This is a genomic window from Curtobacterium flaccumfaciens (genome assembly GCF_018598405.1).
GTDB lineage: Bacteria > Actinomycetota > Actinomycetes > Actinomycetales > Microbacteriaceae > Curtobacterium > Curtobacterium aurantiacum.
This window is the reverse complement of record NZ_JAHEWS010000009.1, coordinates 55,783-82,593: the sequence shown is the minus strand read 5'-3', so window position 1 is coordinate 82,593 and position 26,811 is coordinate 55,783. Positions and strand designations below refer to the sequence as shown.

General features: G+C 70.4%; 24 protein-coding genes and 1 tRNA gene. 18 read left to right on the top strand and 7 right to left on the bottom strand.

Features of this window, described 5'->3' with window-relative positions:
- Positions 1 to 7: 7 nt before the first annotated feature.
- The 3 genes from KK097_RS07720 to KK097_RS07710 are packed head-to-tail and all read right to left on the bottom strand — an operon-like array spanning position 8 to position 3,792.
- A complete protein-coding gene (locus tag KK097_RS07720; RefSeq protein ID WP_214544254.1) occupies positions 8 to 1,705 on the bottom strand; it encodes a DNA repair helicase XPB in 1,698 nt (565 codons plus the stop codon).
- A gap of 46 nt (positions 1,706 to 1,751) precedes the next feature.
- Positions 1,752 to 3,518 (bottom strand): helicase-associated domain-containing protein, encoded by a 1,767-nt coding sequence (locus KK097_RS07715; RefSeq protein ID WP_214544253.1) that lies wholly within the window; start codon positions 3,516 to 3,518, stop codon positions 1,752 to 1,754.
- A gap of 28 nt (positions 3,519 to 3,546) precedes the next feature.
- A complete protein-coding gene (locus KK097_RS07710; RefSeq protein ID WP_214528727.1) occupies positions 3,547 to 3,792 on the bottom strand; it encodes a hypothetical protein in 246 nt (81 codons plus the stop codon).
- A gap of 109 nt (positions 3,793 to 3,901) precedes the next feature.
- On the opposite strand from KK097_RS07710, the gene KK097_RS07705 reads away from it, so the two are divergent.
- Both KK097_RS07705 and KK097_RS07700 read left to right on the top strand, forming a co-directional pair.
- The gene (locus KK097_RS07705; protein WP_017888041.1) at positions 3,902 to 4,279 is read left to right on the top strand and encodes a cold-shock protein; all 378 of its coding nucleotides are present in this window, start codon (positions 3,902 to 3,904) and stop codon (positions 4,277 to 4,279) included.
- Between the two features lie 4 nt (positions 4,280 to 4,283).
- Complete coding sequence (locus KK097_RS07700) at positions 4,284 to 5,069, top strand: DUF3027 domain-containing protein (protein WP_214544252.1); 786 nt, start codon at positions 4,284 to 4,286, stop codon at positions 5,067 to 5,069.
- A 108-nt stretch (positions 5,070 to 5,177) separates the two neighbouring features.
- Here KK097_RS07700 and serC read toward each other — a convergent pair whose 3' ends face one another.
- Positions 5,178 to 6,293 (bottom strand): phosphoserine transaminase, encoded by a 1,116-nt coding sequence (gene serC, locus KK097_RS07695; protein WP_214544251.1) that lies wholly within the window; start codon positions 6,291 to 6,293, stop codon positions 5,178 to 5,180.
- A 184-nt stretch (positions 6,294 to 6,477) separates the two neighbouring features.
- Here serC and KK097_RS07690 point away from each other — a divergent pair, with 184 nt between their 5' ends.
- From KK097_RS07690 to KK097_RS07655, 8 genes are all read left to right on the top strand, one after another.
- Positions 6,478 to 7,173, top strand: a complete 696-nt coding sequence (locus KK097_RS07690; protein WP_214544250.1) for an iron-dependent transcriptional repressor DtxR — start codon at positions 6,478 to 6,480, stop codon at positions 7,171 to 7,173.
- A gap of 179 nt (positions 7,174 to 7,352) precedes the next feature.
- Complete coding sequence (locus KK097_RS18420; protein WP_214544249.1) at positions 7,353 to 8,387, top strand: C40 family peptidase; 1,035 nt, start codon at positions 7,353 to 7,355, stop codon at positions 8,385 to 8,387.
- A 353-nt stretch (positions 8,388 to 8,740) separates the two neighbouring features.
- On the top strand, positions 8,741 to 9,235 hold the full coding sequence (locus tag KK097_RS07680; RefSeq protein WP_027466591.1) for an HNH endonuclease: 495 nt from the start codon (positions 8,741 to 8,743) through the stop codon (positions 9,233 to 9,235).
- A gap of 150 nt (positions 9,236 to 9,385) precedes the next feature.
- Entirely contained in the window at positions 9,386 to 10,489 is a 1,104-nt protein-coding gene (locus tag KK097_RS07675; RefSeq protein WP_214544248.1) for an epoxide hydrolase family protein, read from the top strand.
- 13 nt (positions 10,490 to 10,502) lie between these two features.
- A tRNA-Arg gene (locus KK097_RS07670) sits at positions 10,503 to 10,577 on the top strand.
- 117 nt (positions 10,578 to 10,694) lie between these two features.
- Entirely contained in the window at positions 10,695 to 12,137 is a 1,443-nt protein-coding gene (gene argG / locus KK097_RS07665; protein ID WP_214544247.1) for an argininosuccinate synthase, read from the top strand.
- A 266-nt stretch (positions 12,138 to 12,403) separates the two neighbouring features.
- Complete coding sequence (locus KK097_RS07660; protein WP_214528721.1) at positions 12,404 to 12,571, top strand: hypothetical protein; 168 nt, start codon at positions 12,404 to 12,406, stop codon at positions 12,569 to 12,571.
- 41 nt (positions 12,572 to 12,612) lie between these two features.
- Positions 12,613 to 13,212 carry a copper resistance CopC family protein gene (locus KK097_RS07655; protein WP_214544246.1) on the top strand — a complete coding sequence of 200 codons (600 nt, stop codon included), beginning with the start codon at positions 12,613 to 12,615 and terminating at the stop codon, positions 13,210 to 13,212.
- 207 nt (positions 13,213 to 13,419) lie between these two features.
- Here KK097_RS07655 and KK097_RS07650 read toward each other — a convergent pair whose 3' ends face one another.
- Together KK097_RS07650 and KK097_RS07645 are read right to left on the bottom strand one after the other, a co-directional pair.
- Complete coding sequence (locus tag KK097_RS07650; protein ID WP_214544245.1) at positions 13,420 to 14,850, bottom strand: MATE family efflux transporter; 1,431 nt, start codon at positions 14,848 to 14,850, stop codon at positions 13,420 to 13,422.
- Between the two features lie 251 nt (positions 14,851 to 15,101).
- Complete coding sequence (locus KK097_RS07645) at positions 15,102 to 15,539, bottom strand: MarR family winged helix-turn-helix transcriptional regulator (protein WP_214528718.1); 438 nt, start codon at positions 15,537 to 15,539, stop codon at positions 15,102 to 15,104.
- A gap of 451 nt (positions 15,540 to 15,990) precedes the next feature.
- Between KK097_RS07645 and nadE the strand changes: the two genes are divergently transcribed.
- Positions 15,991 to 16,818: an NAD(+) synthase gene (gene nadE, locus KK097_RS07640; RefSeq protein WP_111041248.1), complete on the top strand. Its 828-nt coding sequence runs from the start codon at positions 15,991 to 15,993 to the stop codon at positions 16,816 to 16,818.
- 161 nt (positions 16,819 to 16,979) lie between these two features.
- On the top strand, positions 16,980 to 18,440 hold the full coding sequence (locus KK097_RS07635) for an SPFH domain-containing protein (protein WP_214544244.1): 1,461 nt from the start codon (positions 16,980 to 16,982) through the stop codon (positions 18,438 to 18,440).
- Between the two features lie 34 nt (positions 18,441 to 18,474).
- On the opposite strand, the gene KK097_RS07630 is transcribed toward KK097_RS07635, so the two are convergent.
- Positions 18,475 to 18,888 carry a hypothetical protein gene (locus tag KK097_RS07630; protein WP_214544243.1) on the bottom strand — a complete coding sequence of 138 codons (414 nt, stop codon included), beginning with the start codon at positions 18,886 to 18,888 and terminating at the stop codon, positions 18,475 to 18,477.
- Positions 18,889 to 19,105: 217 nt separating this feature from the next.
- Between KK097_RS07630 and KK097_RS07625 the strand changes: the two genes are divergently transcribed.
- The 6 genes from KK097_RS07625 to KK097_RS07600 all read left to right on the top strand — a co-directional run bounded on the left by KK097_RS07625 (position 19,106) and on the right by KK097_RS07600 (position 26,799).
- Entirely contained in the window at positions 19,106 to 21,160 is a 2,055-nt protein-coding gene (locus KK097_RS07625) for an MDR family MFS transporter (protein WP_214544242.1), read from the top strand.
- A 74-nt stretch (positions 21,161 to 21,234) separates the two neighbouring features.
- Positions 21,235 to 21,819, top strand: a complete 585-nt coding sequence (locus tag KK097_RS07620; RefSeq protein ID WP_214544241.1) for a TetR/AcrR family transcriptional regulator — start codon at positions 21,235 to 21,237, stop codon at positions 21,817 to 21,819.
- Between the two features lie 337 nt (positions 21,820 to 22,156).
- Positions 22,157 to 23,494, top strand: coding sequence for an enolase C-terminal domain-like protein (locus tag KK097_RS07615; RefSeq protein ID WP_214544240.1), 1,338 nt, complete (start codon positions 22,157 to 22,159; stop codon positions 23,492 to 23,494).
- 45 nt (positions 23,495 to 23,539) lie between these two features.
- Positions 23,540 to 24,775 (top strand): ABC transporter substrate-binding protein, encoded by a 1,236-nt coding sequence (locus tag KK097_RS07610; protein WP_250896551.1) that lies wholly within the window; start codon positions 23,540 to 23,542, stop codon positions 24,773 to 24,775.
- Between the two features lie 166 nt (positions 24,776 to 24,941).
- Positions 24,942 to 25,916, top strand: a complete 975-nt coding sequence (locus KK097_RS07605; protein ID WP_214544238.1) for a carbohydrate ABC transporter permease — start codon at positions 24,942 to 24,944, stop codon at positions 25,914 to 25,916.
- A complete protein-coding gene (locus KK097_RS07600) occupies positions 25,909 to 26,799 on the top strand; it encodes a carbohydrate ABC transporter permease (protein ID WP_214544237.1) in 891 nt (296 codons plus the stop codon). Before KK097_RS07605 ends, KK097_RS07600 begins: the two co-directional genes overlap by 8 nt.
- The last annotated feature ends 12 nt before the right edge of the window (positions 26,800 to 26,811 follow it).

Below are 26,811 nucleotides of genomic sequence, written 5' to 3'. Positions count from 1 at the left end.
TCGTGCGTCAGCCCACGGGCGTCTGGACCTGGTCGGCGTCCAGGATCGTGTAGGAGTACCCCTGCTCCGCCAGGAACCGCTGCCGGTTCTGCGCGAAGTCCTGGTCGACGGTGTCCCGCGCCACGAGCGTGTAGAACGACGCGGGCAGGCCGTCCTTGTTCGGACGGAGGAGCCGACCGAGCCGCTGCGCCTCTTCCTGCCGTGATCCGAACGATCCGGACACCTGGATGGCGACGGTGGCGTCGGGCAGGTCGATCGAGAAGTTCGCGACCTTCGAGACGACGAGCACGTCGACCTCGCCGGACCGGAACGCGTCGTACAGCCGTTCGCGTTCGTCGACCGGGGTCGCCCCGGTGATCTCCGCTGCGTCGAGTGACGCGGCCAGTTCGTCGAGCTGGTCGATGTACTGCCCGATCACCAGGATCTGCTCGCCGCGGTGCTTCTCGATGAGCTCCCGCACCACCGGGGTCTTCGCCGGGGACGTCGCGGCGAGCCGGTAGCGCTCGTCGTCGCTCGACGCCGCGTACTCCAGGCGGTCCTGGTGCGGCAGGTCGATGCGGACCTCGTAGCAGGAGGCCGGCGAGATGTAGCCCTGCGCCTCGATCTCCTTCCACGGGGCGTCGTAGCGCTTCGGCCCGATGAGCGAGAAGACGTCGCCCTCGCGGCCGTCCTCGCGCACGAGCGTGGCGGTGAGACCCAGGCGTCGGCGAGCCTGCAGGTCGGCGGTCAGCTTGAACACCGGCGCCGGCAGCAGGTGCACCTCGTCGTAGACGATGAGGCCCCAGTCGAGGGCGTCGAGGAGCGACAGGTGCGTGTACTCGCCCTTCCGGCGGGCGGTGAGGATCTGGTACGTCGCGATCGTGACCGGCCGGATCTCCTTGACGCTGCCCGAGTACTCACCGATGTCCTCCGGTGTCAGGGTCGTGCGCTTGAGGAGCTCGGTGCGCCACTGCCGCGCCGAGACCGTGTTCGTCACGAGGATGAGCGTGGTCGCCTTCACGGTCGCCATCGCACCGGCGCCGACGAGGGTCTTGCCGGCACCACAGGGCAGCACGACGACGCCGGAGCCCTGGGCGAAGAACGTGTCGACCGCCTGCTCCTGGTACGGCCGCATGTGCCACTCGGCGGTGTCCAGGTCGATCGGGTGCGGCTGCCCCGGCGTGTAGCCCGCCAGGTCCTCTGCCGGCCACCCGAGCTTCACGAGCTCCTGCTTGATCTGCCCGCGCGCCCACGGCTGCAGCTCGACCTCGGACGGGGACCGCATGTCACCGAGCAGCGGCTTGATGCGCTTCGACCGGATGACCTCGGCCAGCACCGACGGGTCTTCCGCGGTGAGGAGCAGGACCGGCAGCTGCTCGAGCTCCTCGGTCGGGGAGTTCGCGATGACGGGGGCGTCGGGACGCTCCTCGCGCCGGATCACGAGGCGTCCGTAGCGCGAGACCGTGTCGCGGATGTCGACCGTGACGCTCTGCGGCACGGGGAACTTCGCGAAGCGTTCGAGGGTGGCGATCATCGCCTCGGCGTCGTGGCCCGCGGCGCGCGCGTTCCACAGTCCGAGGCGGGTGATCCGGTAGGTGTGCACGTGCTCGGGAGCGCGCTCGAGCTCGGCGAAGGCCGCGAGCTCGTGGCGTGCGTCCTCGGCGTCGGGGTGCGCGACCTCGAGGAGCACGGTGCGGTCGCTCTGCACGATCAGCGGTCCGTTCATGACCTGCCAGCCTAGCCGTCGCCGCCTGCGTGCGGGTGACCGCGGCTCAGGCGTCGCTCTCGACCGACACGACGAGCGACAGCGGCAGGGTGCGTTCGACGTCGACGGCGGTGTCCCGCCCGCGGACCCGTCCGGCCGCGACCGAGGTCGGCACGATCGAGAACGGCCGTTCCGAGCCGTCCGGCATCCGTACGGTCACACGGATCGGCGTCCGTCCGCGCACGGCGAGGTCGATCTGCCGACCGAGCCACTCCTGCTCCGGCTCCGCGTCGCCCCGCTGCGTCGTCAGGCGGAGTCGTTCGACGAGTGCCTGCGCCGCCTGCTCCGGCGAACGTCCGGTGTGGCTGCGCCGGCCGGGAGGCCCGTGGTGCGTCTCGGCGCGGGCTGCGGTCGTCAGGATGGCCGGGTAGCGCTGGTCCTCCAGCGCGGAGTGCACGACGTGCGGTGGGTAGCGGGTGGTCAGCGTCGTCAGGTCGGGTCGCTCCCACGCGAGCTGCCGGAGTTCGGCGTCCACCCCGACGAGGTCGAGCTGGTCGGGGGTGCCACGGACCTCGGTCCCGACGCCGCCCGGTCCGCGGTCGACGACGATGCTGCCGTCGCGTCCGGCCACCTGGTCGATCAGGTAGGCGAGGGGCTGGGGGATCCCGGTGGCCGACAGCCGCCCGAGCAGGGTCAGCAGGTCGTCGCGGGAGTGTCCGGCCCGGAAGGCAGCACGGAGCGTGTCCTCGGAGATCCGGTACCGCGCCGCGAGTCCCGGTGCCTCGAGCACGGCGACGGTGCGCAGGGCGTCGTCGTCCACCGGAGCGAGCGGGCCAGGGGCGATGACGGTGAGGTCGTGCTGCAGGTAGACCCGCTCCACGGTGCCCGGCAGGTCGTCGGCAGCCTGTTCGGCGTCGCCGTCGAGGAGCGCCCGGCCGGTGCTCGTGACGATCCCGTCGACGGCCAGGCCGAGCGAGGCCGCGGTGCCGGCGACGTCGAGCAGCAGGGCGTCGAGCCAGCGGGACCCCGCCGGGTACGCCCAGCGCCCGAGCGGCACGAGGTCGCGGAGGTCGCCGTCGGCCAGCTCGAGGACTTGATGCACGGCGGGCGGGAGCGTGTCCGACCACGCCGACACCAGCGAGACCCAGCGCTCCGGCCAGCTGGCGAGCAGCCACGCGTGGCCGGCGTCGGTGACGATCCACCGGCCGGTGTCGGGATCGGCGAACCCGATGTCGTCGAGCAGCGCCAGGCGACCGGCGACGAGCTCGGCGTCGGTGCCGATGCGCTCGGCGAGGGTGCGGGCGAGCGGCATGCCGATCCCGCCCTTGACGAGTTCGCGGACGGCGCCGGCGTCGACCGCGCGCAGCAGCTCGGCGAGCACGGTCATCGTCGCGAACGCCTGCTCCGCGCCGGTGGTGCGTGCACGCTCGAGCGCCGTGACGTCGAGGGCGGGAGCAGCGGGGCGGACCTGCTCCGGGCCTCCCGGCTGCTCGTCGAGCGAGGCGAGGTCGGGGTGGGCGGCCACGCGTGTGGCGACCGCGTCGTCGACTGCGCCGTCCTCGTCGGCGAGGCCGAGCGCGATCGCCGGGCCGAGCGCGTCGACGGCGCCGCCGTCACGCAACGCGAGGATCGTGGCGCGCGGCAGGTGCTCGACGGCTGCGTCCACGGCGTCGTCGGTGCGGAGCGCCTCGGCGAGGTCGAAGAAGTCGGTGATGCGCTGCGGGCCCGTCTCGGCGAGTGCAGCGGTGGGGAGTCGCCTCGCCGCGACGAGGCGCGCGAGCGCGTCGTCCGGCATCGCCCGGAGTCGGGCGGCGAGGTCGGCGGTGGTCGTCATCGTCCGGTGCCAGCGTCCGGGGCGGACGTCAGCGAGCCGTCCGGTTCGCTCGTGCGCGACGTGTCCAGGTGATGCCGAGGAGCGTGAAGACCAGCACCATGGCGATCGGGAAGCCGAAGAGCGGGATGGCCATGATCACCGGCCACGGCATCGAACCCCGTGCGGTGGGCGCGGTGAGCCACATGATGATCATCGCGACGAAGCAGAGCAGGCCGAGGATGATGATCCCACCGATCATGAACGCCAGAGCGCGTTCGGTACGATTGAACGTCACCGGGGGTTCTGCGGAATCCTGCGGGTTCCCGGTCGATCGGGTCGGATTGGCCATCGACCCAGGATATCCGACGCACCACGGCCGTACCACGACCTCGAGGAGTCCACGCATGCCCACCGGCAAGGTCAAGTTCTACGACGACGACAAGGGCTTCGGCTTCATCACCGGAGACGACGGCGACCAGGTGTTCCTGCACGCGTCCTCGCTGCCCGACGGCGTCGTGACCGTCAAGGCCGGCACGCGGCTCGAGTACGGCGTCGTCCAGGGGAAGAAGGGGTCGCAGGCGTTGTCCGTGCGGCTGCTCGAACCCCAGCCGTCGCTGTCCCGGATGACCCGTCGCTCCGCGGACGACATGGCCGTGATCGTCGAGGACCTGGTGAAGGAACTCGACCGGATCAGCGGAGACCTCCGCCACGGCCGCTACCCGAAGAACGGCGATCGCATCGCCGCCATCCTGCGGCACGTCGCAGACCAGTTGGAGGCGTGACCCCATGACCGAGTCCGACACAGCAGGGGCCGACGCCCTTCCCGACTACACCGACCTGGCGCGCGAGGCGTTGCTCGAGGTCACCCCCGAGTCGACGGTCGGTGCCCCCGTCGGCACCGTGGACGAAGGGGACGGCGTCGTGTCCGTCCTGTTCGCCAACCGGCTGCCCGGCTACCCCGGGTGGCGCTGGACCGTCAGCGTCGCCAAGATCGGCGACGACGAGCCGACCGTGCTCGAGGTCGAGCTGATGCCCGGCGACGGCTCGCTCGTCGCGCCCGAGTGGGTGCCCTGGTCCGAGCGTCTGGCGGAGTACCGGGCGGCGCAGGAGCACGAGTCCGAGGACGAGGACGACTCCGACGAGGACGAGGACGACTCCGACGAGGACGACTCGGACGACGATGACTTCGACGACGACTCGGATGACGAGGACGACTCCGACGAGGACGACTCGGACGACGACGAGGACGACGACTACGACGACTCGGATGACGACGAGGACGACGACGAGTCCGACGACGACGATGATGACGACTTCGATGCCGACGAGGACGACCTCGACGAGTCGGACGACGACGACATCGAGGGCGTGGACGTCGACGCACTCGCCGACGTGAGCGACACCGCCGACGCCGCAGCTGCCGACGACGCCCCCGAGGACGAGGACGAGGCCCCGCAGCCGCCCCGTGGCCGTCGTCGTGCCCGCCGCGTGCAGCCGTTCGAGCCCGACGCCGATCTCGAGGTCGACCAGCTCGACGCCGGCGAGGCCGACCCGGGCTTCCACCGCACCTGACCCACCCGGACCGACGAACGGGCCCGGCACCACCGATGCGGTGGTGCCGGGCCCGTCCTCGTTCCGGGCGCGGGTCAGCGCCGGGCGGACGTCAGTGCTGGATGAACGTCAGCGCAGGGCGTCGACCGTGAAGTCGATCGCGCGCACGAGCTTCGCGACGTCGTCCGGGTCGATGGCGGTGAACGTGGCGACGCGCAGCTGGTTGCGTCCGAGCTTCCGGTACGGCTCGGTGTCGACGATGCCGTTGGCGCGCAGGGTCGCGGCCACGACCTTGGCGTCGATGGAGTCGTCGAGGTCGATCGTGGCGACGACCTGCGACCGGGCGGCGGGGTCGGTGACGAACGGGGTGGCGTAGTCGCTCGCCTCGGCCCAGTCGTAGATGGTCGACGACGACGTCCTGGTACGGAGGTCCGCCCACGCCAGGCCGCCGGACTCGTTCATCCACCGCACCTGCTCGTCGAGCAGCAGCAGCGTGGAGATCGCCGGGGTGTTCAGGGTCTGGTCCAGGCGCGAGTTGTCGACGGCGTTCTTGAGCGACAGGAACTCCGGGATGTACCGGCCGGAGGCGGCGATCCGCTCGATCCGCTCGATCGCGGCGGGGGAGAGCAGCGCGAGCCACAGGCCGCCGTCCGAGGCGAAGTTCTTCTGCGGGGCGAAGTAGTAGACGTCCGTGGCGCTGACGTCGAACAGGGCGCCACCGGCTGCACTGGTCGCGTCGACGACCGTGAGGGCGCCGGCGTCACCGGCCGCGCGGACGACGGGGGCCATGACACCCGTCGAGGTCTCGTTGTGCGGGTAGGCGTAGACGTCCACGCCCTCCACCGGCTCGAGTGCGGCGAGGGAGCCACCCGGTGCCTCGACGACGTGCGGTGCCTCGAGCCACGGGGCCGCTGCGGCCTTGGCGAACTTCGACCCGAACTCGCCGAACGACAGGTTCTCGGCACGGCGCTCGATGAGGCCGAACGCGGCGGCGTCCCAGAACGCGGTCGAGCCGCCGTTGCCGAGGACGACCTCGTAGCCCTCGGAGACCTGGAACAGGTCGGCGAGACCGGAGCGGACGCTGCCGACCAGGTCCTTCACGGGCTTCTGGCGGTGCGAGGTGCCGAGGATCGTGGCGCCGCGCGTCACGAGGGACTCGAGCTGTGCGCCGCGGATCTTCGACGGGCCGCAGCCGAAGCGACCGTCGGTGGGGAGGAGTTCGGCCGGGATGACGATGTCTGCCATGCACCGATCCTAACGACGACGATCCGACCGCTCCCGCCCGTGTACCGGCCGGACGGGGAGGGTCAGGCGCACCCGTCCACCGCGTCCGATGACCCTTTCTCACGTGCACCCGGGCGCCGGTCGGTGATCGTCGGTGCGAACAAGTAGTGTGGTCGGCGCTGGGCCCAGACATGAGAGGCGGACCGTGACCGATCTCGTCGACACCACGGAGATGTACCTTCGCACCATCCTCGACCTGGAGGAAGAGGCGATCGTGCCGCTGCGCGCGCGCATCTCCGAGCGCCTCGGACACTCGGGCCCGACGGTCTCGCAGACCATCGCCCGGATGGAGCGCGACGGCCTGGTCGTCGTCTCGGGTGACCGGCACCTGGAGCTCACCGACGAGGGCCGTTCCCGCGCCACCCACGTGATGCGCAAGCACCGTCTGGCCGAGCGTCTGCTCGCCGACGTCATCGGGCTCGACTGGGCCTTCGTGCACGACGAGGCCTGCCGCTGGGAACACGTCATGAGCGAGCAGGTCGAGGTCCGGCTGCTCGAGATGCTCGGCAACCCCACCGAGTCGCCCTACGGCAACCCCATCCCCGGCCTGCCCGAGATCGGCGGCCCCGCGGCTGCCGGGTTCCTCGACGGGGTCCAGAACATCGTCGCCGCAACCGAGGGCACCGACGCCGTCGCGACCGGGGTCATCCGACGCCTTGGCGAACCCGTGCAGTTCGAGCCCGAACTCCTGCACCAGCTCCGCACCGCCGGTGTCATGCCCGGCCGGGTGGCGAGCGTGCAGCGCGCCGGCGCCTACGTCGCGGTCCGTGTCGACGGCGAAGAGTCCGGCATCGAGCTGCCCATCGAGGTCGCGCAGCACGTCTACATCGAGCGACACTGACCGCTCCCGGCACTCCCTGAGAGTGTTTACCGTTTCGTTACCAACGGGGCGTTTTGTCTCGACTCGGTAACGACGCCTCCGTACACTCGTCCGAGTCCCCGCGCTGCCCCTGAGCCGGAGACCCGTGGCAGGACGTCTCGAACCCGTCTCCTGCCTCGATCGGAAACGATGACGAACGGATGGGGTTGCACGACGCCGGACACCCACGGCGGCGTGATGACGAGACGCCGGAGACCCACCTCTTGACGCAGACCGGTACCGCCGCGGACGACCAGACGCCCGCGAACCCGACGAACACCGAGAACGCCACCACCAGCCCGCTCACCCGGCGGGCCGTGCGCGAGGCCGAGGGCCGCCCGGTCCGCAAGGTCGTGCCGGTGCGCTCCGCCCCGCTGCCCGGCGGCCGTCGTGCCGCGCAGGCCGCGACCGCCGCGAGCATCGCCAAAGCGAGCGCGACGTCACGGAAGCGCAGGTTCCTCGCGCCGGTCGTCCTCACCGTGGCCGCCGGCATGTTCGGTACGGTCGCGGTCGCCCCGGCCTTCGCCGCGACGACCTCCAGTAACTCGACCGCCGTCGCCGACGCCCAGCGTCAGGCCCGTGCCACGCAGAGCCAGGAACTGTCGGTCTCGGACGCCGTGGCGCTCGCCGACACGAGCCGTGACGGGTTCGGCGCGACGTCCACCGCGACGCTCGACGCCGAGAAGGCCGCGAAGCAAGCCGCCGCCGACCAGGCCGCCGCAGCGAAGGAAGCCGCCGAGCAGGCCGAGCAGACCCAGACCGCCCGCGCCGCGACCGCGAAGCAGTACTCCTCGTACACCGGGCCCACCGCCGCCGAGTACGCGGCCAGTTCCTCCGCCGCCGACACCCCGTTCTCGCTGCCGGCCGTGGTCGCCACGGGCAAGCAGTACATCGGCACCCCGTACGTCTTCGGTGGCGCGGACCCGTCGGGCTTCGACTGCTCGGGCTTCATCATGTTCGTGTACGCCCAGTACGGCATCAACCTCGCGCACTCGGTGCCGCTGCAGGACCAGGCCGGCACCACGATCCCCGAGTCCGAGGCACAGCCCGGCGACGTCGTCATCTTCAACAACGAGGCGCACGACGGCTTCTACATGGGGAACGGCATGATCATGGACGCCCCGAAGCCCGGCGGCACCGTGCAGATCCGTCCGATCTGGACGAGCGACTACCACATCGTCCGCTTCGGCATCTAGCGAACACTGCCCACGGGGGAGTGTGAACTTCTCCAGAACCGGCCCGCACACCCTCGTGCCAGGCCGGTTTCTGGGTTAACCTGACGCTGCACCGGTCCGCACCGGCGCGAACAGGAGACCCTCATGTCGATGTTCCGCACGACCCGCACCATGGGTCGGCGCGCGCGCGTCGACATATGGTCGAGCACAGCCTGCGTGCACGAGCACGCCCCTGCATGACGAGAGCACTGCCCATCCGGGTGGTGCTCTTCGTGGTTCCAGGGGTGTGAACAGGTCGTCCTCACCCGTTCGCGTCGTCGGTCCGACGCACCCGCAGCGCCTGGAAGCCGTCCAGGCACGTCGGAAGGGAACCCATGCGCACTCTCGTCCTCAACGCCGGTTACGAGCCCCTCGCGGTGATCTCGTTCCGACGAGCCCTCGTGCTGGTCATGAACCAGAAGGCCGCCATCGTCGCTGCCGACGTCGAACACCCGGTCACCGGGTCGACGTCGAGCTACGACCGTCCGTCCGTCATCATCCTCACCCGCTACGTGCGCATCCCGCACTCCAGACTCGTGCCGGTGTCCCGTCGCGGTGTGCTGCGTCGGGACGGCAACCACTGTGCCTACTGCGGCCGGCACGCCACCACGATCGACCACGTGCAGCCGCGGTCGCGCGGTGGGCAGGACTCGTGGGAGAACCTCGTCGCCTGCTGCCTGGCCTGCAACAACACCAAGGGTGACCGCACCCCGCAGGAGATGGGGTGGCGCCTCCGGTTCCCGCCGAAGGTGCCGCACGGGTCCTCGTGGGTCGTGCGCGGCATCGAGCGCCCGCAGGCGGAGTGGGACGAGTACCTCGTGGCCGCGTAGCGGCCGCCGTCGCGTTCGTGAGCAGCAATGGTCGGCTCGACCAGGCCGACCCGACCGTTGCTGCACACCATGTGACGGACTGGAGGCCCGTGGTGACGCCGCCACGGGCCTCCAGTCCGCCTGTCGGTGGCGCTGACTAGCGTCGCCGACATGGGCGAGACACCGCACATCGACGACGCGACCATCGACGACCTGCGCGCTCGGCTGCGCGCCACGCGCTGGCCAGACGCGCCCGCCGGGGTCGCCTGGTCGCTCGGCGTGGACCTCGACGTCCTGCGCCCGCTCGTCGAGTACTGGGCCGACGGGTTCGACTTCGACGCGCACCGTGCCGAGCTCGCCGCGCTGCCCTCGCGCCGTGTCGTCGTGGACGGGATCGGCGTCCACGTCCTGCACGCCCGCGCTCCGCGGCCCGATGCTCTGCCGGTCCTGCTCGCGCACGGCTGGCCGGACTCCGGGTGGCGGTACCGCAAGGTGCTGCCGATGCTCGTCGACGCCGGGTACGACGTCGTCGTGCCGGACATGCCCGGGTACGGCTTCTCGGATGCACCGCCGCAGGTGCTCGATGCCCGGCAGGTGGCCGGCATGTGGGCGACGCTCATGACGGACCTCGGGTACGAGCGGTTCGCGGTGTCGGGCGGCGACATCGGCACACACGTCGCCCGCTACCTGGCGCTCGACCACCCCGACCGGGTCGTCGCCGTCCACCGCATCGACGGCGGGCTCGCGTGGCCGGGAATCGATGCGTCGACGTTGTCCGCTGCCGAGCGGGAGTTCGTCGCCGCGACCGATCGGTGGCGCACCGCCGAGGGTGCCTACGCGATGCTGCACCGCACGAAGCCGCAGACCGCGGCCGTCGGGCTGAACGACTCACCCGCGGGTCTCGCTGCCTGGATCGTCGAGAAGCTCCGGGCGTGGAGCGACTGCGACGGGGACCTGTGGTCGGTCTACACGCGCGACGAGGTCCTGGCGCTGCTCACCGAGTACTGGGCAGCCGCCACGATCGGCTCGGCGATGCGGATGTACCACGCGAACGCGGCGATCCCGGCGGAGCAGCTGGAACGACGGGTCGAGGTGCCGTCCGGGTTCTCGATCTTCCCCGGCGACATCGTGCGGGCGCCGCGCGAGTGGCTCGAGCGCACCACGAACCTCGTGTTCCACCACGAACTCGACCGCGGTGGGCACTTCGCGCCGTTCGAGCAGCCCGACCTGTTCGTCGACGAACTGCACGCGTTCCTGCAGGGCTTCCGCCGCTAGAGTGGACGGGCCAGCCTCTGTAGCTCAATGGAAGAGCAGTTCCGTCCTAAGGAAACGGTTGGGGGTTCGAGTCCCTCCAGGGGCACCAGTACATCGAAGTGGTTCGAGTCCCTGCAGTGCCCCCTAGGGGCACTTTGCAGCCCAGTTCTCCACAACCGTCGCCCCGGACGGTAGCCCGGCCCGCTGGCCCCGTACGATTGACCCCGTGTCCAAGGTCCTGAGCAGTCTCCCCGTCGGCGAACGAGTCGGCATCGCGTTCTCAGGGGGTCTCGACACCTCCTGCGCCGTTGCCTGGATGCGCGAGAAGGGAGCGATCCCCTGCACGTACACGGCCGACATCGGCCAGTACGACGAGCCGGACATCGACGCCGTCCCGAGCCGCGCCCACGAGTACGGCGCCGAGATCGCCCGACTGGTCGACGCGAAGAGCGCCCTGGTCGAAGAAGGCCTGGTCGCCCTGCAGACCGGTGCGTTCCACATCCGCTCCGGCGGCAAGACGTACTTCAACACGACGCCGCTCGGCCGCGCGGTGACGGGCACGATGCTCGTCCGCGCGATGAAGGAAGACGGCGTCGACATCTGGGGCGACGGCTCCACCTACAAGGGCAACGACATCGAGCGGTTCTACCGCTACGGCCTGATGGCCAACCCACGTCTGCGCGTCTACAAGCCGTGGCTCGACTCCGAGTTCGTCGAGGAGCTCGGCGGCCGCAAGGAGATGAGCGAGTGGCTCGTCGCCCGCGGGTTCCCGTACCGCGACTCCACCGAGAAGGCGTACTCGACCGACGCGAACATCTGGGGCGCGACGCACGAGGCGAAGAGCCTCGAAGAGCTGTCGAGCGGCCTGGACATCGTCGAGCCGATCATGGGTGTCGCCGCCTGGCGTGACGACGTCGAGGTCGCAACCGAGATCGTCAGCGTCCGGTTCGAGGCCGGTCGCCCCGTCGCGATCAACGGCGTCGAGTACACCGACGCGGTCGTCCTGGTCTACGAGGCGAACGCCATCGGTGGCCGCCACGGCCTGGGTGCGTCCGACCAGATCGAGAACCGCATCATCGAAGCGAAGAGCCGCGGCATCTACGAGGCTCCGGGCATGGCGCTGCTGCACATCGCCTACGAGCGCCTGCTCAACGCGATCCACAACGAGGACACGGTCGCCTCGTACCACAACGAGGGCCGCCGTCTCGGTCGCCTGATGTACGAGGGCCGCTGGCTCGACCCCCAGTCCCTCATGCTCCGTGAGTCGCTGCAGCGCTGGGTCGCCTCCGCCGTCACCGGCGAGGTCACGCTGCGCCTGCGCCGTGGTGACGACTACACGATCCTCGACACCACGGGCCCCGCGCTGTCGTACCACCCGGACAAGCTGTCGATGGAGCGCGTCGGCGACGCCGCGTTCGGCCCGGACGACCGCATCGGCCAGCTCACCATGCGCAACCTCGACATCGCGGACTCCCGTTCGCGGCTCGAGCAGTACGCCGCCGCCGGCCTCATCGGTGGCGCGACGGCCGAGCTCGTCGGGGAGCTCGAGGCGGGCGAGGCCGAGGAGATCCTCGGCGGCGCGATCGTCGCCTCCGACGCCGAGGACGCGATGGGTCGTCGCACCGACCTCGCCTCCGAGGGCGCGGCCTTCGACTCCGGAACCGACTGATCGAGCAGACCCGCGCCCTGGGCGCGACCCCCTGATGACGGGAGGCCCGGTGCCAGCTGGCACCGGGCCTCCCGTCCGTCAACGGCTGGTCGGCCGAGAAGCGCACTGCGTTCGACGCAACGCGCCCCACCACCTAGCGTGGAGGTACCGGGTCGGTCATCAGGGACCCGTCGTCACGATGCTCCTCACGATCTGTGGGGTCTGGCACAGCGGGTCGACCCGGACGGATCCGAGATGCGCATCATCTCGATGAAGGGCTGGTCGTCATGACCGCCACCATGCAGAACGCCTGGCACCGCCACGGCCTCCGTTCGCCCGAGGACCTCGCCGCCCTCGTCGCCGAACGCCTCGAAGGTACCGGCCACCAGCTCGTCAGTGTCAGCGAAGCGCGCTACGAGCCGACGTACGCGGACTTCCTCGGCGAGCAGCTCTGACCCCCAGCGGGCTGCCGCTCGACCGTCGGTAGAGTCTGCGCATGCGCACAGCCCGAACCACGGCGGCGGCACTGGCGATCGTCGCGGCGGGACTGCTGACGCTCGTCGGGGTCCAACCCGCGTCGGCCCACTCGGCCCTGACCAGCAGTACCCCGGCTGACGGGGCGGTCGTCACCGAACCGCTCGAGTCCGTCGACCTGACCTTCTCCGAGGCGCCGCTCGCCGGCCTCGACGCCGGCCTCCGCATCCAGGTCACGGATGCGTCCGGCACCGATGTCGCCACCGGCGACGTGTCCGTGTCGGGGACGACCATGAGTCGCGCGGTCGACCTCGACCGGGGGAACTACACCTTGCTCTGGCGCTACGTGTCGCCGGACGGGCACCCGATCGAGGGCACGCTCGCGTTCGAGTACCGGGCAGCTGCTGCGTCGCCGACCGCGACGGTCACACCGAGGCCGACTCCGACAGCGAGCGCCCTGCCCACGCCGAGTGCCACCGCGACGGCCACCGGGGCTTCGGATGGTGCACCGTCCTCGTCGCCGGGCATCGCGCCGGGCGTGTGGATCGGCCTCGGCGCCGGAGCCATCCTGGTGGCCGGCGCGGTCGTCGTGCTGCTCCTGCGGCGCAGCCGCGGCGCGTAGCGCGTAGCGCGCGGCGCGCACTTCGTGAGCAGAAATGGTCGGGTCGCACGCGCACACCCCACCATTCCTGCTCACGAAGCGCATGCACGCAGCGCACGCGGCGAACGCGGCGCACGGAACGCGACCACCAACGGACGGGAGGCCCGGCGCCGGACCGGCACCGGGCCTCCCGTCCGCACGTGGTGCGTGACGCCGGGGCGACGCGCCTCACGCCACGGGGGCGGCCTCCAGCGTGGCGTCCGCGCGTGCCGCGCTGCCCTCGGCCAGGCCCCGGGCGATGCGGCCCCGCGTCGCCAGCCAGAGGACGACGGCGGCGACGAAGACGATGCCCTCGGTGACGGTGAGCGCCCAGATGATCCCGGCGAGCCCGAACCACACGTTGCCGGCGATCACGATGGGGACGAACAGCACGCCCTGCGCCATCGACAGCACCATCGCGGGCATGACCATCCCGGTCGCCTGGAACAACGAGGTGAGCAGACCCGTGAACCCGTTGACGACGGCGGCGACGAGCTGTGCCGTCAGGATCGTCATGCCGATCGCGAGCACCGAGTGGTCACCGGAGAAGATCGTGAAGACCTGCTCGCGGAACATGAACACGGTGCCGGAGAAGACGAGCACGATGCCGCCGACGGTCAGGGCCGCGGCGCGCAGGGCGGAACGCAGTCGAGCTGCGTCACCCGCGCCGAACGCGTAAGCGAGCAGCGGCAGCACGCCGATGGTCACGCCCATCACCAGGAACTCCGGCACCTGAGCGATGCGGACCGCGACGCCCATCGCTGCCAGCGGGTCGTCGCCGTAGGCGGCGGCGAGGTTGTTGAGGACGAGTGTCGTGACGATGAGGAACGCGGACTGCAGGAGTTCTCCGACACCGATGCCGAACACGGGCTTCAGGATGTCCGCACGCAGGGTGAACCACTTCGGCGCGAAGCTGACGTTCTCGCTGTTCCGCTGCAGCCACGCCACCCAGTAGGCGATCGAGACCACGTTGGCCAGGCCCACCGCGAGTGCGGCGCCGCCGACACCCCAGTGCAGCCCCAGGATGAACAGGACGTCGAACACCAGGTTGCCGACCGTGGAGAGGACCAGGCCGATCATCGCCTGGCGGGCGGCGCCCTCGGAGCGGACGATCTGTTCGAGCGCGAAGGACGCGGCGAGCACGGGGACGAACGCGAGCATCACGGCGACGTACTCGCTCGTGGCGGGGACCGCTGCGGCGTCGGCGCCGAGGACGGCGACGAGCGGGCGGAGCAGCAGGAGTCCGACGACGCCGAGCACTGCTCCGGTCACGACCGCACCCCACAGGGCGAACGAGGCGACGTGCTTGATGTCCCGAGCCTTGTCGGGATCGTGTTCCGATGCTCCGAGCAACCGGGACATCAACGCGCTGCCGCCGACGCCGAACACCCCGCCCACGGCCATCACGAGGCCGAGCAACGGCGTGCCGAAGGTGATCGCGGCGAGCAGGGACGTGTCGTGCTGGGCGCCGATGAAGCCCGCGTTGATGACGTTGTACAGGGCGCTGACGACCATCGCCGCCGCCATCGGCACGCACAGGTGCACCAGGGCTCGGGCGATCGGGGCAGCGGAGAGGTACCAGCGGTTCGTCGCCGCAGTGGTGGTGGTGGTGGAGGACATGACGGTTCCCTTCCGGGCATGGCGGTGGGCGCGCCGACGAACGCCGGCACGGCAGGGTGGAGCGCGCGTCGACGGGTGCCGGCGCGGCAGGGTGGAGCGCGCGTCGACGGGTGCCGGCGCGGCAGGGCGGAGCGCGCGACCGGTGGGGTCACGGGCGGCGTGACCGGGGAGGGTCGCGTGGGCGCGCCGGCGGATCCGACCGGGAGGCGCCGGTGCGTGGAGCGGGTCGGTGCGGTGGTTCGGCGGTGCGGCTAGCGGGTCGGTGGCGCGAGTTCCGCGGTCACCTTGAGCAACAGCTGTCGCAGGGTGTCGCGCTCGTCCGCGTCGAGCGGTGCGAGCAGGGAGTCGTCGAGGGCGATCATGGCGTCGGTGAACCCGGCGATGAGGTCGATGCCTGCCTGGGTGGCGTGCACCGTCTTCGTCCGCCCGTTCGTGGCGTCCGGTCGTCGTTCGATCAGGCCGCGCCGCTCGAGCCCCTGCAGGAGACTCGAGACGCTGGCCGCGCTGGTCCGGGTGGCCTCGGCGACGTCCCGCTGGATGGCGCCGGGGTGTTCCTGCAGGTACCCGAGCACGAACGACTGCTCGTGGGTGAGGTCGCGCTCACGGACCCACTCCTCGGCGCCCTTGCGCTGTGCCCATCCGATCCACCGCATGAGCTGGAGCGGTGTCGTGAAGTCCGGTGCCTGCATGGTCAGGACTCTAACTGTTAGCCATCGAACTGTCAACGACGCGTGCTTCGCGGCCCCACAACGGGGGCGTCACCGCGTGATCCGATCCTGGTAACTTGCACAGGAAGCGGCCCCACCAGCCGCGTTCCGGCCCGTCTCTCGGGCCCTCACATCCCTCGGCTCACCACCGGGGGCGGATCAGCGGCGGGCCCCGTCGGAGGAAGAGGCATCGTGCCACACCACGGAGCACCCACCGCGATCCCGGCGCGACCACCCCGTCGCGCCTGACCAGGACGGGCGCCGGCGGGTACCGGCGTCCGCCCACCGGGTCCGCGACACGTTCGGGTCGTCGCGGATCCCCGGGGCGGTGGTGATCGGGTCACCACCGCTCCGGGACCTCCGCCGGTCAGTTCGTCCGCCGGGTTCGGGACGGTTCCGGTCCACGGAGCCGGATCGGCGTGATACTGGGGTGGTGCGTGAACTCCAAGCCGCCATCGCAGCGGACCTCAACGTCCAGCCGACCATCGACCCGGAGCAGGAGGTCGCCCGTCGCGTCGGGTTCCTGCGCGACTACCTGCTGACGACCGGGGCGAAGGGGTACCTCCTCGCGATCAGCGGCGGGCAGGACTCCACCCTCGCCGGCCGCCTGACCCAGCTCGCGGTCGAGTCGCTCCGTGCCGAGGGGCACCCCGCCGAGTTCACGACCGTCCGCATGCCCTACCGCGTGCAGGCCGACGAGGACGATGCCCAGCTGGCCCTGCAGTTCATCGCGGCCGACCCGGGCATCACCGTGAACATCGAACACGGGGTCGACGGGGTCATGGAGGACACCGCGGCGTCCGGCGTCGAGCTGAGCGACTTCGTGAAGGGCAACGTCAAGGCCCGCATGCGGATGGTCGCCCAGTACGCGGTCGCCGGGCAGCGCGGTCTGCTGGTGGTCGGCACGGACCATGCGGCCGAGGCCGTCACGGGCTTCTTCACCAAGTACGGCGACGGCGGCGTCGACCTCACTCCGCTCACCGGGCTCTCGAAGAGCCAGGGGCGGCAGCTGCTCGAGCACCTCGGAGCACCCGCCCGCCTGTACGAGAAGGCGCCGACGGCTGACCTGCTCGACGAGCTGCCCGGGCAGACCGACGAGGCGAACCTCGGGCTCACGTACGCCGAGATCGACGCCTACCTGCAGGGACACGACGTGCCGGTCGAGGTCGCCGAGGCGATCGAGTCGCGCTACCGCGCGACGGAGCACAAGCGCCAGGTTCCGGCGACCCCGTTCGACGACTGGTGGCGTGCGGGCGCGTAGACGCTGACGCAACCCCGGCCTGGAGGCGCGGTGCAGGTGATCCTGCGCCGCGCCTCCTGTCTGTGGACAAGTCCGCTGCCGTCGGTGCGCGCTCCTAGGATGGGAGCCAACGGAACAACAGATGCGGAATCCAGGCTGGCGCCTGGTCCGGAGGGGGAGTCATGGAAGTCCTGTTCGCGCTCGGAGCCGTCCCGCTGATCATCGTGGGGATCATCGTCCTCGCCGTGATCGCGCTGATCTACGCCAAGGTCGTGTACCGCAACGCCGGCGCCGACGAAGCGCTCATCATCACCGGCAAGCGCTCCCGCAAGGTCAAGAACGACGATGGCACCGAGACCGTCGAGTCCGGCATCAAGGTCGTGCTGGGCGCCGGTGTGCTCGTGCGCCCCTTCTTCGAGAAGGTCGCGAAGCTGTCGCTCAGCTCGCGGGCGATCGACATCAACGTCAACGCGCAGGACTCCCGCGGCGTCACCATCGACGTCGAGGCGGTCGCGCTCGTGAAGGTCGGCGAGACCGACGCCTCGATCCGGGCGGCCGCGCAACGGTTCCTCGGGCAGGAGAAGAAGATCGACGACTTCGCGCGCGAGGTGCTGTCGGGTTCGCTCCGCGCCTCGATCGGTGCGACCGACGTGTCGACGATCATCCGCAAGCGCGACCAGCTCACCGTCGCGGTGCTCGACGTCGCCAAGGACGCCCTGCACAGCCAGGGTCTCGACGTCGACTCGTTCGAGATCAAGGGCATCTCGGACCGCAACGAGTACATCAGCGACCTCGGCCGTGCCGAACGTGCGCGTGTGCGACTCGAGGCCGAGAACGCCGAGGCCCAGGCCGACCGTGAAGCGCGAGAAGCTCGTGCGACCGCCGACCAGGCGATCGCCGAAGCCGAGAACACCCTGGCGATCCGTCGTGCGGCGCTGCAGCTCGACGCCGATCGCGCGTCGGCCGAGGCCGCCGCCGCCGGCCCGCTCGCCCAGGCCCGCGCGTCCCAGGGCGTCGTCGAGCAGGAGCAGATCACAGCGCAGAAGCGTGCCGAACTGCGTCGCGCCGAGCTCGAGTCCGAGGTCTCCGCCGTCGCCGAGGCGCAGGCGCGCAAGACCCGGGTCGAGGCCGAGGCCGCCGCTGGGGCCCAGGTCGAGACCGCACGCGCCCAGGCCGAAGCCCGTCGGATCTCCGCCGAGGCGATCGCTGCCGAGGCGAAGGCCGAGTCCGAGGCGCGCAAGCTCGCCGCCGACGCGTCACGCGCCGAGGGCGAGGCAGCTGCCGATGCGATCCGTGCGAAGGGTCAGGCCGAGGCCGACGCCACCAAGGCGCAGGCCGACGCGCTCGCGCAGCACTCCGAGGCCGTCCTGCGGGTCAAGGCGATCGAGACGCTGCCGAGCATCGCCCGCGAGCTCGCCGCGCCGATGAGCAACATCGACACGCTCACCGTGGTGTCCTCGGACGGCGCGGGTGCGCTGTCGAAAAGTGTCGTCAGCCAGTTCAGCGAGGTCGACGCGCTGCTCGGTGCCACCGCCGGGTTCACCCTGAGCGACATCGTGAAGAGCACGACGACCGGTCAGGCCGCCGCTCGTGCCGTCGTGCGCGAGCAGTCGGTGCCGGCCCAGGTCGAACCGGCCGAGTAGCCGACCGGACGCACGCAGCGGGCGTGGCGGGGGTTCAGCCCTCGTCGCGCCCGTTCTCGTTCCGCGGGTCGCGCTGCTGCGCACCGGCGTCCTCACGCTCCTGCGACCCGGCGTCTTCGCGCTCGTCGGCAAGTCGTTGCTGCCACAGGACGCTGCGCGCCGCGCCCTCGAGCACGTCGTCGACGCTGCGGCCGCTCTGGGCGGCGAGGGCACCGCTCAGTCCGGCGGTGAGCGTGCCACCGGCCGAAGCGAGTCGTTCGACGACCTCCTCCTGCCGCGGGGTCAGGGGCTCGTCGACCAGCTCGTCGATCGTGTCGCGGATGTTCTGCTCGCTCGCGTCCAGTGCCGCCTCGTCGCCGGCCTGCAGCGCTGCTGCCTCTCCGACGACCACGAGACCGAGGCGCGCGGCGTCGTCTTCGGGACGCGGGGTGCGGTGCTCATCAGTCATGCGGTGGACCGTACGCTCCGGTGCGCTGCGCTCCCTGGACAGGCGCGTCCCCCGGGTCACCCTGAGAACCCGTACACGAACGTGCACCCTCGGCAACTTTGCGTTGGTGGCAAAGGTGCTGGCGGTGTAAAGTTGCAGAGCCTGCAAGGTTGACCCTCGTTCGGGGTCCCGCCCGGGCCGACGACCACCACGCCACATCCCCTGTGAGGAACCCCGCATGTCCACTGCCACCGCACCCGTCGAGGTGTCGCGCGGACGACAGGACTCCCCGGCGAACACGCCGGGCAAGCCGATCATGTCGCACCGCCAGATCCTGCTCGTCATCTACGGCCTGATGGCGGGCATGTTCCTGTCGTCGCTCGACCAGACCATCGTCGGCACCGCGATCCGCACCATCGGCGACGACCTGCACGGCCTCGACCAGCAGGCATGGGTCACGACCGCGTACCTGATCGCGTCGACCATCACGACCCCGATCTACGGCAAGCTGTCGGACGTCTTCGGCCGCCGCCCGCTCTACATCTTCGGCATCGTCGTCTTCATCCTCGGCTCGTTGCTGTCGACCATGTCGACGTCGATGACCATGCTCGCCGCCTTCCGCGCGTTCCAGGGCGTCGGTGCCGGTGCGCTGATGTCGCTGCCGCTCGCGATCATGGGCGACATCCTCGCGCCCCGCGAGCGCGCGAAGTACCAGGGGTACTTCCTCGCCGTGTTCGGTATCTCCTCGGTCATCGGCCCGCTCATCGGTGGCCTGTTCGCCGGCGCGAGCTCGATCATCGGCATCACCGGCTGGCGATGGGTCTTCCTGATCAACGTGCCGATCGGCGTCGCCGCGCTGCTCATGGTGATCGCGTTCCTGCACCTGCCGAAGTTCGGCGAGGCGAAGGCCAAGCCGCGCATCGACTGGTGGGGCGCGACCTCCGTCATCGTCACGCTGGCGCCGCTGCTCCTCGTCGCGGAGCAGGGTCGCACGTGGGGCTGGGGCTCGGCGAGCGCGATCGCCTGCTACGTCATCGGCGTGCTCGGCCTCGTCGCGTTCCTGGTGATCGAGACGCGCATGCAGGACGACGCGATCATCCCGCTCAAGCTGTTCCGCTCGAGCACGTTCTCGATGGCGACGATCCTGGGCTTCCTGGTCGGCTTCGCGATGTTCGGCGCGATGCTCACCATCCCGCTCTACCTGCAGATCGTCACGGGTCTGACCCCGACGCAGTCCGGGTTCGCGACCCTGCCCATGATCGGCGGCCTGATGATCGCCTCGATCGCGTCGGGGCAGATCGTGGCGCGCACCGGCCGCTACCGGATCTTCCCGGTCATCGGCACGGCCCTCGTGTCGCTCGGCTACGTCGTCCTGACGTTCATGACGATCGACAAGCCGCTGTGGTTCCTGATGATCGGCATGTTCCTGATCGGCCTCGGGCTCGGACAGCTCATGCAGAGCATCACCCTGGCGTCGCAGAACTCGGTGCAGCCGCGGGACATGGGCGTCGCGACGTCGTCGGCCACGTTCTTCCGGCAGATCGGTGGCACGCTCGGCACCGCCGTCCTGCTCTCCGTGCTGTTCTCGCTCATGCCGACGAACATCCTGCACGCCACGGCGGACGAGTCGAACCTGAAGCCCGCTCTCAGTGCGGCGCTCGACCCGGAGGTCGCCAGCGCGAAGGCCAACCAGGGTGTGATGGACCAGATCTGGGACCCGATCGTCACCCCGCTGCAGCAGCAGGTGCAGTCCGGCCTCGACACCGCCACCGACCGGGTGACCCAGGCCACCGCCGGGGCTCCCGACGCCGTGCAGCAGCAGGCACTCACCGCCGCCGCGGACAAGGCGCACGCCAGCGTGCAGGACGGCCGGCTCGTCGTCGACTGGTCCGACTCGGCGCAGCGCACCTACTGGGTCGACCAGCTCGCACCGGAGTTGTCGAAGCAGATCGACAAGGGCGCGAACGACTCGAGCGACTCGAACGCCGAGACGAGCGACACGTCGTACCTCAACGGTGCGGACTCGGCCCTGACCCGGCCGTTCATGTCCGGGTTCAACGCCTCGGCCGTGACCGTCTACTGGGTCGGCTTCGCGGTGATCCTGCTCGCGTTCGTCCTGAGCTTCTTCTTCAAGGCGCCGCCGCTCCGCAAGAGCTCGGCCCTGCAGGAGCAGGCGGACGACGCCGGCACCGCCGACGACCTCGAGGTGCAGGCCGTGCGGGCCGCGGACGCGATGGGCTCGCCCACCGCGCCCGGCACCGGTTCGATCCCGGTCCAGCGGGACCGCGCGTAGGACCCGACCGGGGCCTCCCGCCACCCGGCGGGAGGCCCCGCCCAGCAGGACCCGTTCCACCCGAGGAGCAGCACGTGAGCACCACCGAAGGGCCGACGACCGGCGAGTGCGGCCTGCGGGAGCGCAAGAAGCAGCAGACCCGGCAGGCGATCCACGAGGCCGCGCTGGCACTGGTGTCCGACCGGGGCCTGGCCGGCGTCACGGTCGAGGAGATCTGCGCCGACGCCGGAGTCTCGCCCCGCACGTTCTTCAACTACTTCCCGTCGAAGGGTGACGCGGCCCTCGGGCTCCCCGACAGCTCGGTCCCCGAAGCCGCTCGGCAGGCGTTCCTGACCGCCGAGGGCCTGCTGGTGTCGAACCTCTGCGACCTCGTCGCCGACACTGTGACACTGCCCGCTGACCGGCGCCGCATGAAGGAACTCGTGCAGGCGCGGCCGGAGATCGTGCCCGCGATGCTGCAGTGGATGGCGCGGGCCAGGCTCGCCGTGTTCGAGGTCGCTGCTGAGCGGACCGACGTCGACTCGGCGCGGACGGCGGTGACGCTCGTCATGGCGGCGCTCGTCGAGTCGGCGCACCGCTTCGCCGACGGCTCGCGCGACGAGCTGGCGGACCGCCTCCGCGGCGTGGTGGCCGAGATGGGCCGGCTCGCCACCGCCTGAAGCGCGCCCACGGACGGGAGGTGGGATGCGGTTCGGACCCGCACCGCGCCTCCCGTCCGTGGTCTGGTCGCACCCCCTTTGCCGAAGCGACAGGTGTGCGTGCTCCGCTGTCGACTGTCCCGCGAGCGCGACAGATCCCCCCGAACAGTTCGCGGGGATCTGTCGCTTTCGCGGATCGGCCACAGGGATCGACGGGCCGGCGCACCCCACGCCAGTCATCGGACGGTTGCGCGCCGACTTTCGCCAAAACGGCATGAACAAGCCTCTTGACGCGCAAGACATCGGATGTTTTGATTGCACCGTTCGGTCGACGGAGACCGGACGGCAGGAGACACAGATGAGCCGCATCACCGGTCTGCACGTGCACGACATCCGGTTCCCGACCTCGCGGGAGCACGACGGGTCCGATGCCATGAACCCCGCACCCGACTACTCCGCCGCCTACGTCGAGATCACCACCGACGCGCTCGACGGCCTGGTCGGCACCGGCTTCGTCTTCACCATCGGCCGCGGCAACGAGGTGCAGGAGTCGGCGATCGCGGCGCTTCGTGGCCACGTCGTCGGTGCCGAAGCCGAGGCCGTCCTCGCCGACATGGGCGGCACCTGGCGCGCGATGGTGCACGACTCGCAGCTGCGGTGGCTCGGGCCGGAGAAGGGCGTGATGCACATGGCGATCGGCGCCGTCGTGAACGCCCTGTGGGACCTCCGGGCGAAGCGTGCGGGGCAGCCGCTCTGGGCACTGCTCGCCGACCTGCGCCCCGAGGAACTCGTCGACCTGGTGGACTTCCGGTACCTGACCGACGCGATCACCCCGGCCGAGGCGCTCGAGCTGTTGCGCGCCGCCGAACCGCTGCGCGCCCAACGCCGAGCCCGCCTGGAGCGCGAGGGCTACCGCGCCTACACGACGACCCCGGGCTGGCTCGGCTACGACGACGAGAAGCTCGCGCGGCTGTGCCGGGAAGCCGTGGACGACGGGTTCACCCAGATCAAGCTCAAGGTCGGCGGCGACGTGGACGAGGACGTCCGCCGGATGGGCATCGCCCGCGCCACCGTCGGCCCGGACGTCCGGATCGCGATCGACGCGAACCAGCGCTGGGACGTCGACGAGGCCGTCGCGTGGATCGACCGGCTCCGCCCCTTCGACGTCGCGTGGGTCGAGGAACCGACGAGCCCGGACGACATCCTCGCCCACGCCGAGATCGCCCGACGCATCGCCCCGATCCCGGTCGCGACGGGGGAGCACATGGCGAACCGGGTGATCGCGAAGCAGCTGATCCAGGCCGGGTCGATGTCGGTGCTGCAGATCGACGCCACCCGGGTCGCCGGGGTGAACGAGAACCTGGCGATCCTGCTCCTCGCCGCCAAGCACGGCGTCCGCGTCTGCCCGCACGCCGGCGGTGTCGGCCTGTGCGAGGCGGTGCAGCACCTGTCGATGTTCGACGCGGTCGCCCTGACCGGTGACCTCGACACCCGTTGCATCGAGTTCGTCGACCACCTGCACGAGCACTTCGTGACCCCGGTCGACGTCCACGACGGCCGCTACTGGCCGCCGACCGCACCCGGCGCCGGCACCGAGCTGCTCGCCGACACCCTGACCACCCACGCGTTCCCGGACGGCCCGGTCTGGGCCGAGTCCGATCCCGATCGGGTGCCGGACGCCGTCCGGGTCGCCTGAACACCCCACCGCACACCCCATCACCACGACGAAGTGGAGACACCGATGCAACGACGACGCACCGCCGGGCTGGCGGCAGCAGCAGCTGCCGTGCTCGTGCTCACCGGCTGTTCCGCTGGCAGCAGCGCCAGTGACGGCCAGTCCGAGGACGCCCTCACCTGGGCCATGTGGATCGCCGGGAAGGAGGACAAGGCCGCGTGGCAGAAGGTCGCGGACACGGTCAAGACCGACGACGACGTGGACGTCTCGATCCAGGGTTCCCCCTTCAACGACTACTGGACCAAGCTCCGCACGCAGTTGTCCACCGGCACCGCACCCTGCATCGTGAGCATCCAGTCGCTCCGCGCCGCGAACTACACGGACGTGCTCGTCCCGATCGACGACATGGCGAAGCAGGCCGACCTCGACCTGAGCGAGTACGACCAGACCGGGCTCGACGGCATGGAGGTCGACGGCAAGCTCTACGGGCTGCCGTACGACACCGGCCCCATGGTCATGTTCTACAACAAGGACATCTTCGAGAAGGCGGGCGTCGACGAGCCGAAGCCGGGCTGGACGGTCGACGAGTTCGAGGACGCCGCGGAGCAGCTCAAGGCCGCAGGCACACCGATCTGGGGCACGAGCGTCGAGGACATCCCCCTCGAGTCGATGATCCTCGGCTACAACGGCGGTCGGGTCATCGACGAGGACGGCACGCTCGACGCGACGAACGCGGAGTTCGCCGAAGGGCTCGACTGGATCGGCGGTCTGGTGAAGGACGGCTACGCCACGCAGGCGAGCACCGACGGCTCCACCGACGACAACGCGTTCGTGTCCGGTGACGTCGCGATGTACAGCGACGGCCCCTGGTCGATCATCAGCCAGAAGGCCAAGGTGCAGTTCGACCTCGGCATCACGACGATCCCCTCGGGCACGGACGGACCCAGCTCGTTCGCCGCCGGGTCGGGTTTCGGCATCTCGAAGCAGTGCAAGTACCCCGAGCAGGCGTTCAAGGCCATCACCACGATGACGAACGAGGCCACGCTCACCTCGCTCGCCGAGCAGGGGCGCGCCTTCCCGGCGCGCACCGCGGCGCAGCAGGCCTGGTACGACAACGCCGGCATCGACGGGGTCGAGGACGCGTTGAAGACCGGGCTCGAGAACGCCACCCCGCTGCCCGGCAACAAGCAGAGCGACCAGCTCAACCAGCTCTTCGCGCAGTACGCCCTGCAGGCGGTGAACGGACAGACCTCCGGCAAGGAGACGATGTCGTCCATCGCGAGCCAGCTCGGCTCGCAGTGACGGACACCACCCCCTGACGGACGGGCGCGGCCCGCTTCGAGCGACGCGAAGCGTTGCGCGGGCCGCGCCGACGGAGCCTGCGGAGGCGCGGGTCGACCCCGCCCCGAGCCTCCCGGTCCGTCCCATCCCCTGACCAGGACCGCGCGAACGACGAGGAGGTCGTCGCATGACCACCATCCAGGACCCACCCGCCGAGGCGGCTCTGCCCGCTCCCGCGGTCGCGGTCGCGACCGGCGCGGCCCCGCGCCGGAAGGACAGCGGCGCCGACGCCGAGCTCGGCCGCCGCTCCTGGTGGGGCGCCGCCTTCGCCGCTCCGCACTCGATCGGCCTCGTCGTGTTCACGGCGTTCCCGATCCTCGCGTCGCTCGTCGTCAGCTTCATGAACTGGCCGATGCTCGGCGAACGCTCGTGGGCCGGCCTGTCGAACTACGCGCAGCTGTTCTCCGACCCGATCTTCCGGACCGTGACGCTGAACACCGTGCTGTTCGTCGTGCTCTACGTGCCGCTCAACCTGGTCGTGTCCCTCGGGCTCGCGGCCTGGCTCACGCCGAAGATCCGCCACCGGCACGTCTTCCGGGTGCTGTTCTTCATCCCGACCATCACGCCGATCGTCGCGAACGTCGTCGTCTGGCGGATGCTGTACCAGCCGGGTGGTGCCATCGACGCGACACTGCAGTCGACCGTCGGCGTGAACGCCCCGAACTTCCTGGCCGACGACGACTGGGCCATGCTCGCCGTCGTCGCGATGAGCGTCTGGCAGGGGTTCGGCTACAACATGCTGATCTTCTCGGCGGCGCTCGACTCGGTGCCGGAGAACCAGATCGAAGCTGCGCAGCTCGACGGTGCGAACGCCTGGCAGATGTTCTGGCGGATCAAGTTCCCCCTCATCTCGCCGTCGATCTTCTTCGCCACGATGATGACCCTGATCACCTCGTTCCAGGTGTTCGTGCAGCCGTTCGTCCTGACGAAGGGCGGCCCCGGCACCGCCACCGAGACCCTGGTGCAGTACATCTACAACACGGGGTTCCAGACCCAGCAGCTCGGACTCGCATCGGCCGGGGCCTGGGTGCTGTTCGTCATCATCCTCGGCATCACGGCCATCCAGTTCCTCGGACAGAAGCGGTGGGTGCACTATGACTGAGCTGACCTCGTCCGACCGGACGATCAACCCGCGGGCGCTGCCCCGCACGCACCGGCAGACCGGCCGGGTGCGCCACGCGGTGGGGTACGTGCTGCTGTGCCTGGTGGCCCTGCTGTTCGTCTCGCCGCTCATCTACATGGTCGCGACGAGCCTGAAGCCGTCCGCCGACGTGTTCACGACCCCGCCGACCCTGTGGGGCTCGTCCATCGAGTGGGGCAACTACGCACAGGCGTTCACGTACCTGCCGTTCGCCCGGTTCATCCTGAACGGCGTCGTCGTCGCCGCAGCTGGCACGGCGATCAACGTCGCCGTCGCGGTGCTGTCCGGCTACGCGTTCTCGCGACTGCGGTGGCGCGGCCGGAACACGGTGTTCGTCCTGTTCCTGGCGACGCTGATGATCCCGCAGGACGTCCTCGTCATCCCGATGTACGTGATGATGCAGGGCTTCGGGTGGGTCGACACGTTCCAGGCGCTCATCATCCCGTGGGCGTTCACGGCCCTCGGCGCGTTCCTGGTGCGGCAGTTCTTCCTCACCGTGCCGCAGGAGCTCGACGACGCCGCCCGCGTGGACGGTGCCGGGGCGATCCGGACGTTCTTCTCGGTCATGCTCCCGCTCGCCCGGCCGACGATGGCGGTCCTCGCCGTGTTCTCGTTCATCGCGTACTGGAACTCGTTCCTCTGGCCGCTCGTCATCGTCAACGACGTCGAGGCCCGTGGCACCATCCCGCTCGGTCTGCAGCAGTTCTTCGGGCAGCAGGGCTCCGAGTGGAACCTCGTGATGGCGGCGTCGGTGATCTCGATGCTGCCCACCGTGATCCTGCTGATCCTGCTCCAGAAGCACCTCGTCAAGGGGATCGTCACCAGCGGCCTCGGCGGCCGGTGACGCCGCCGAACG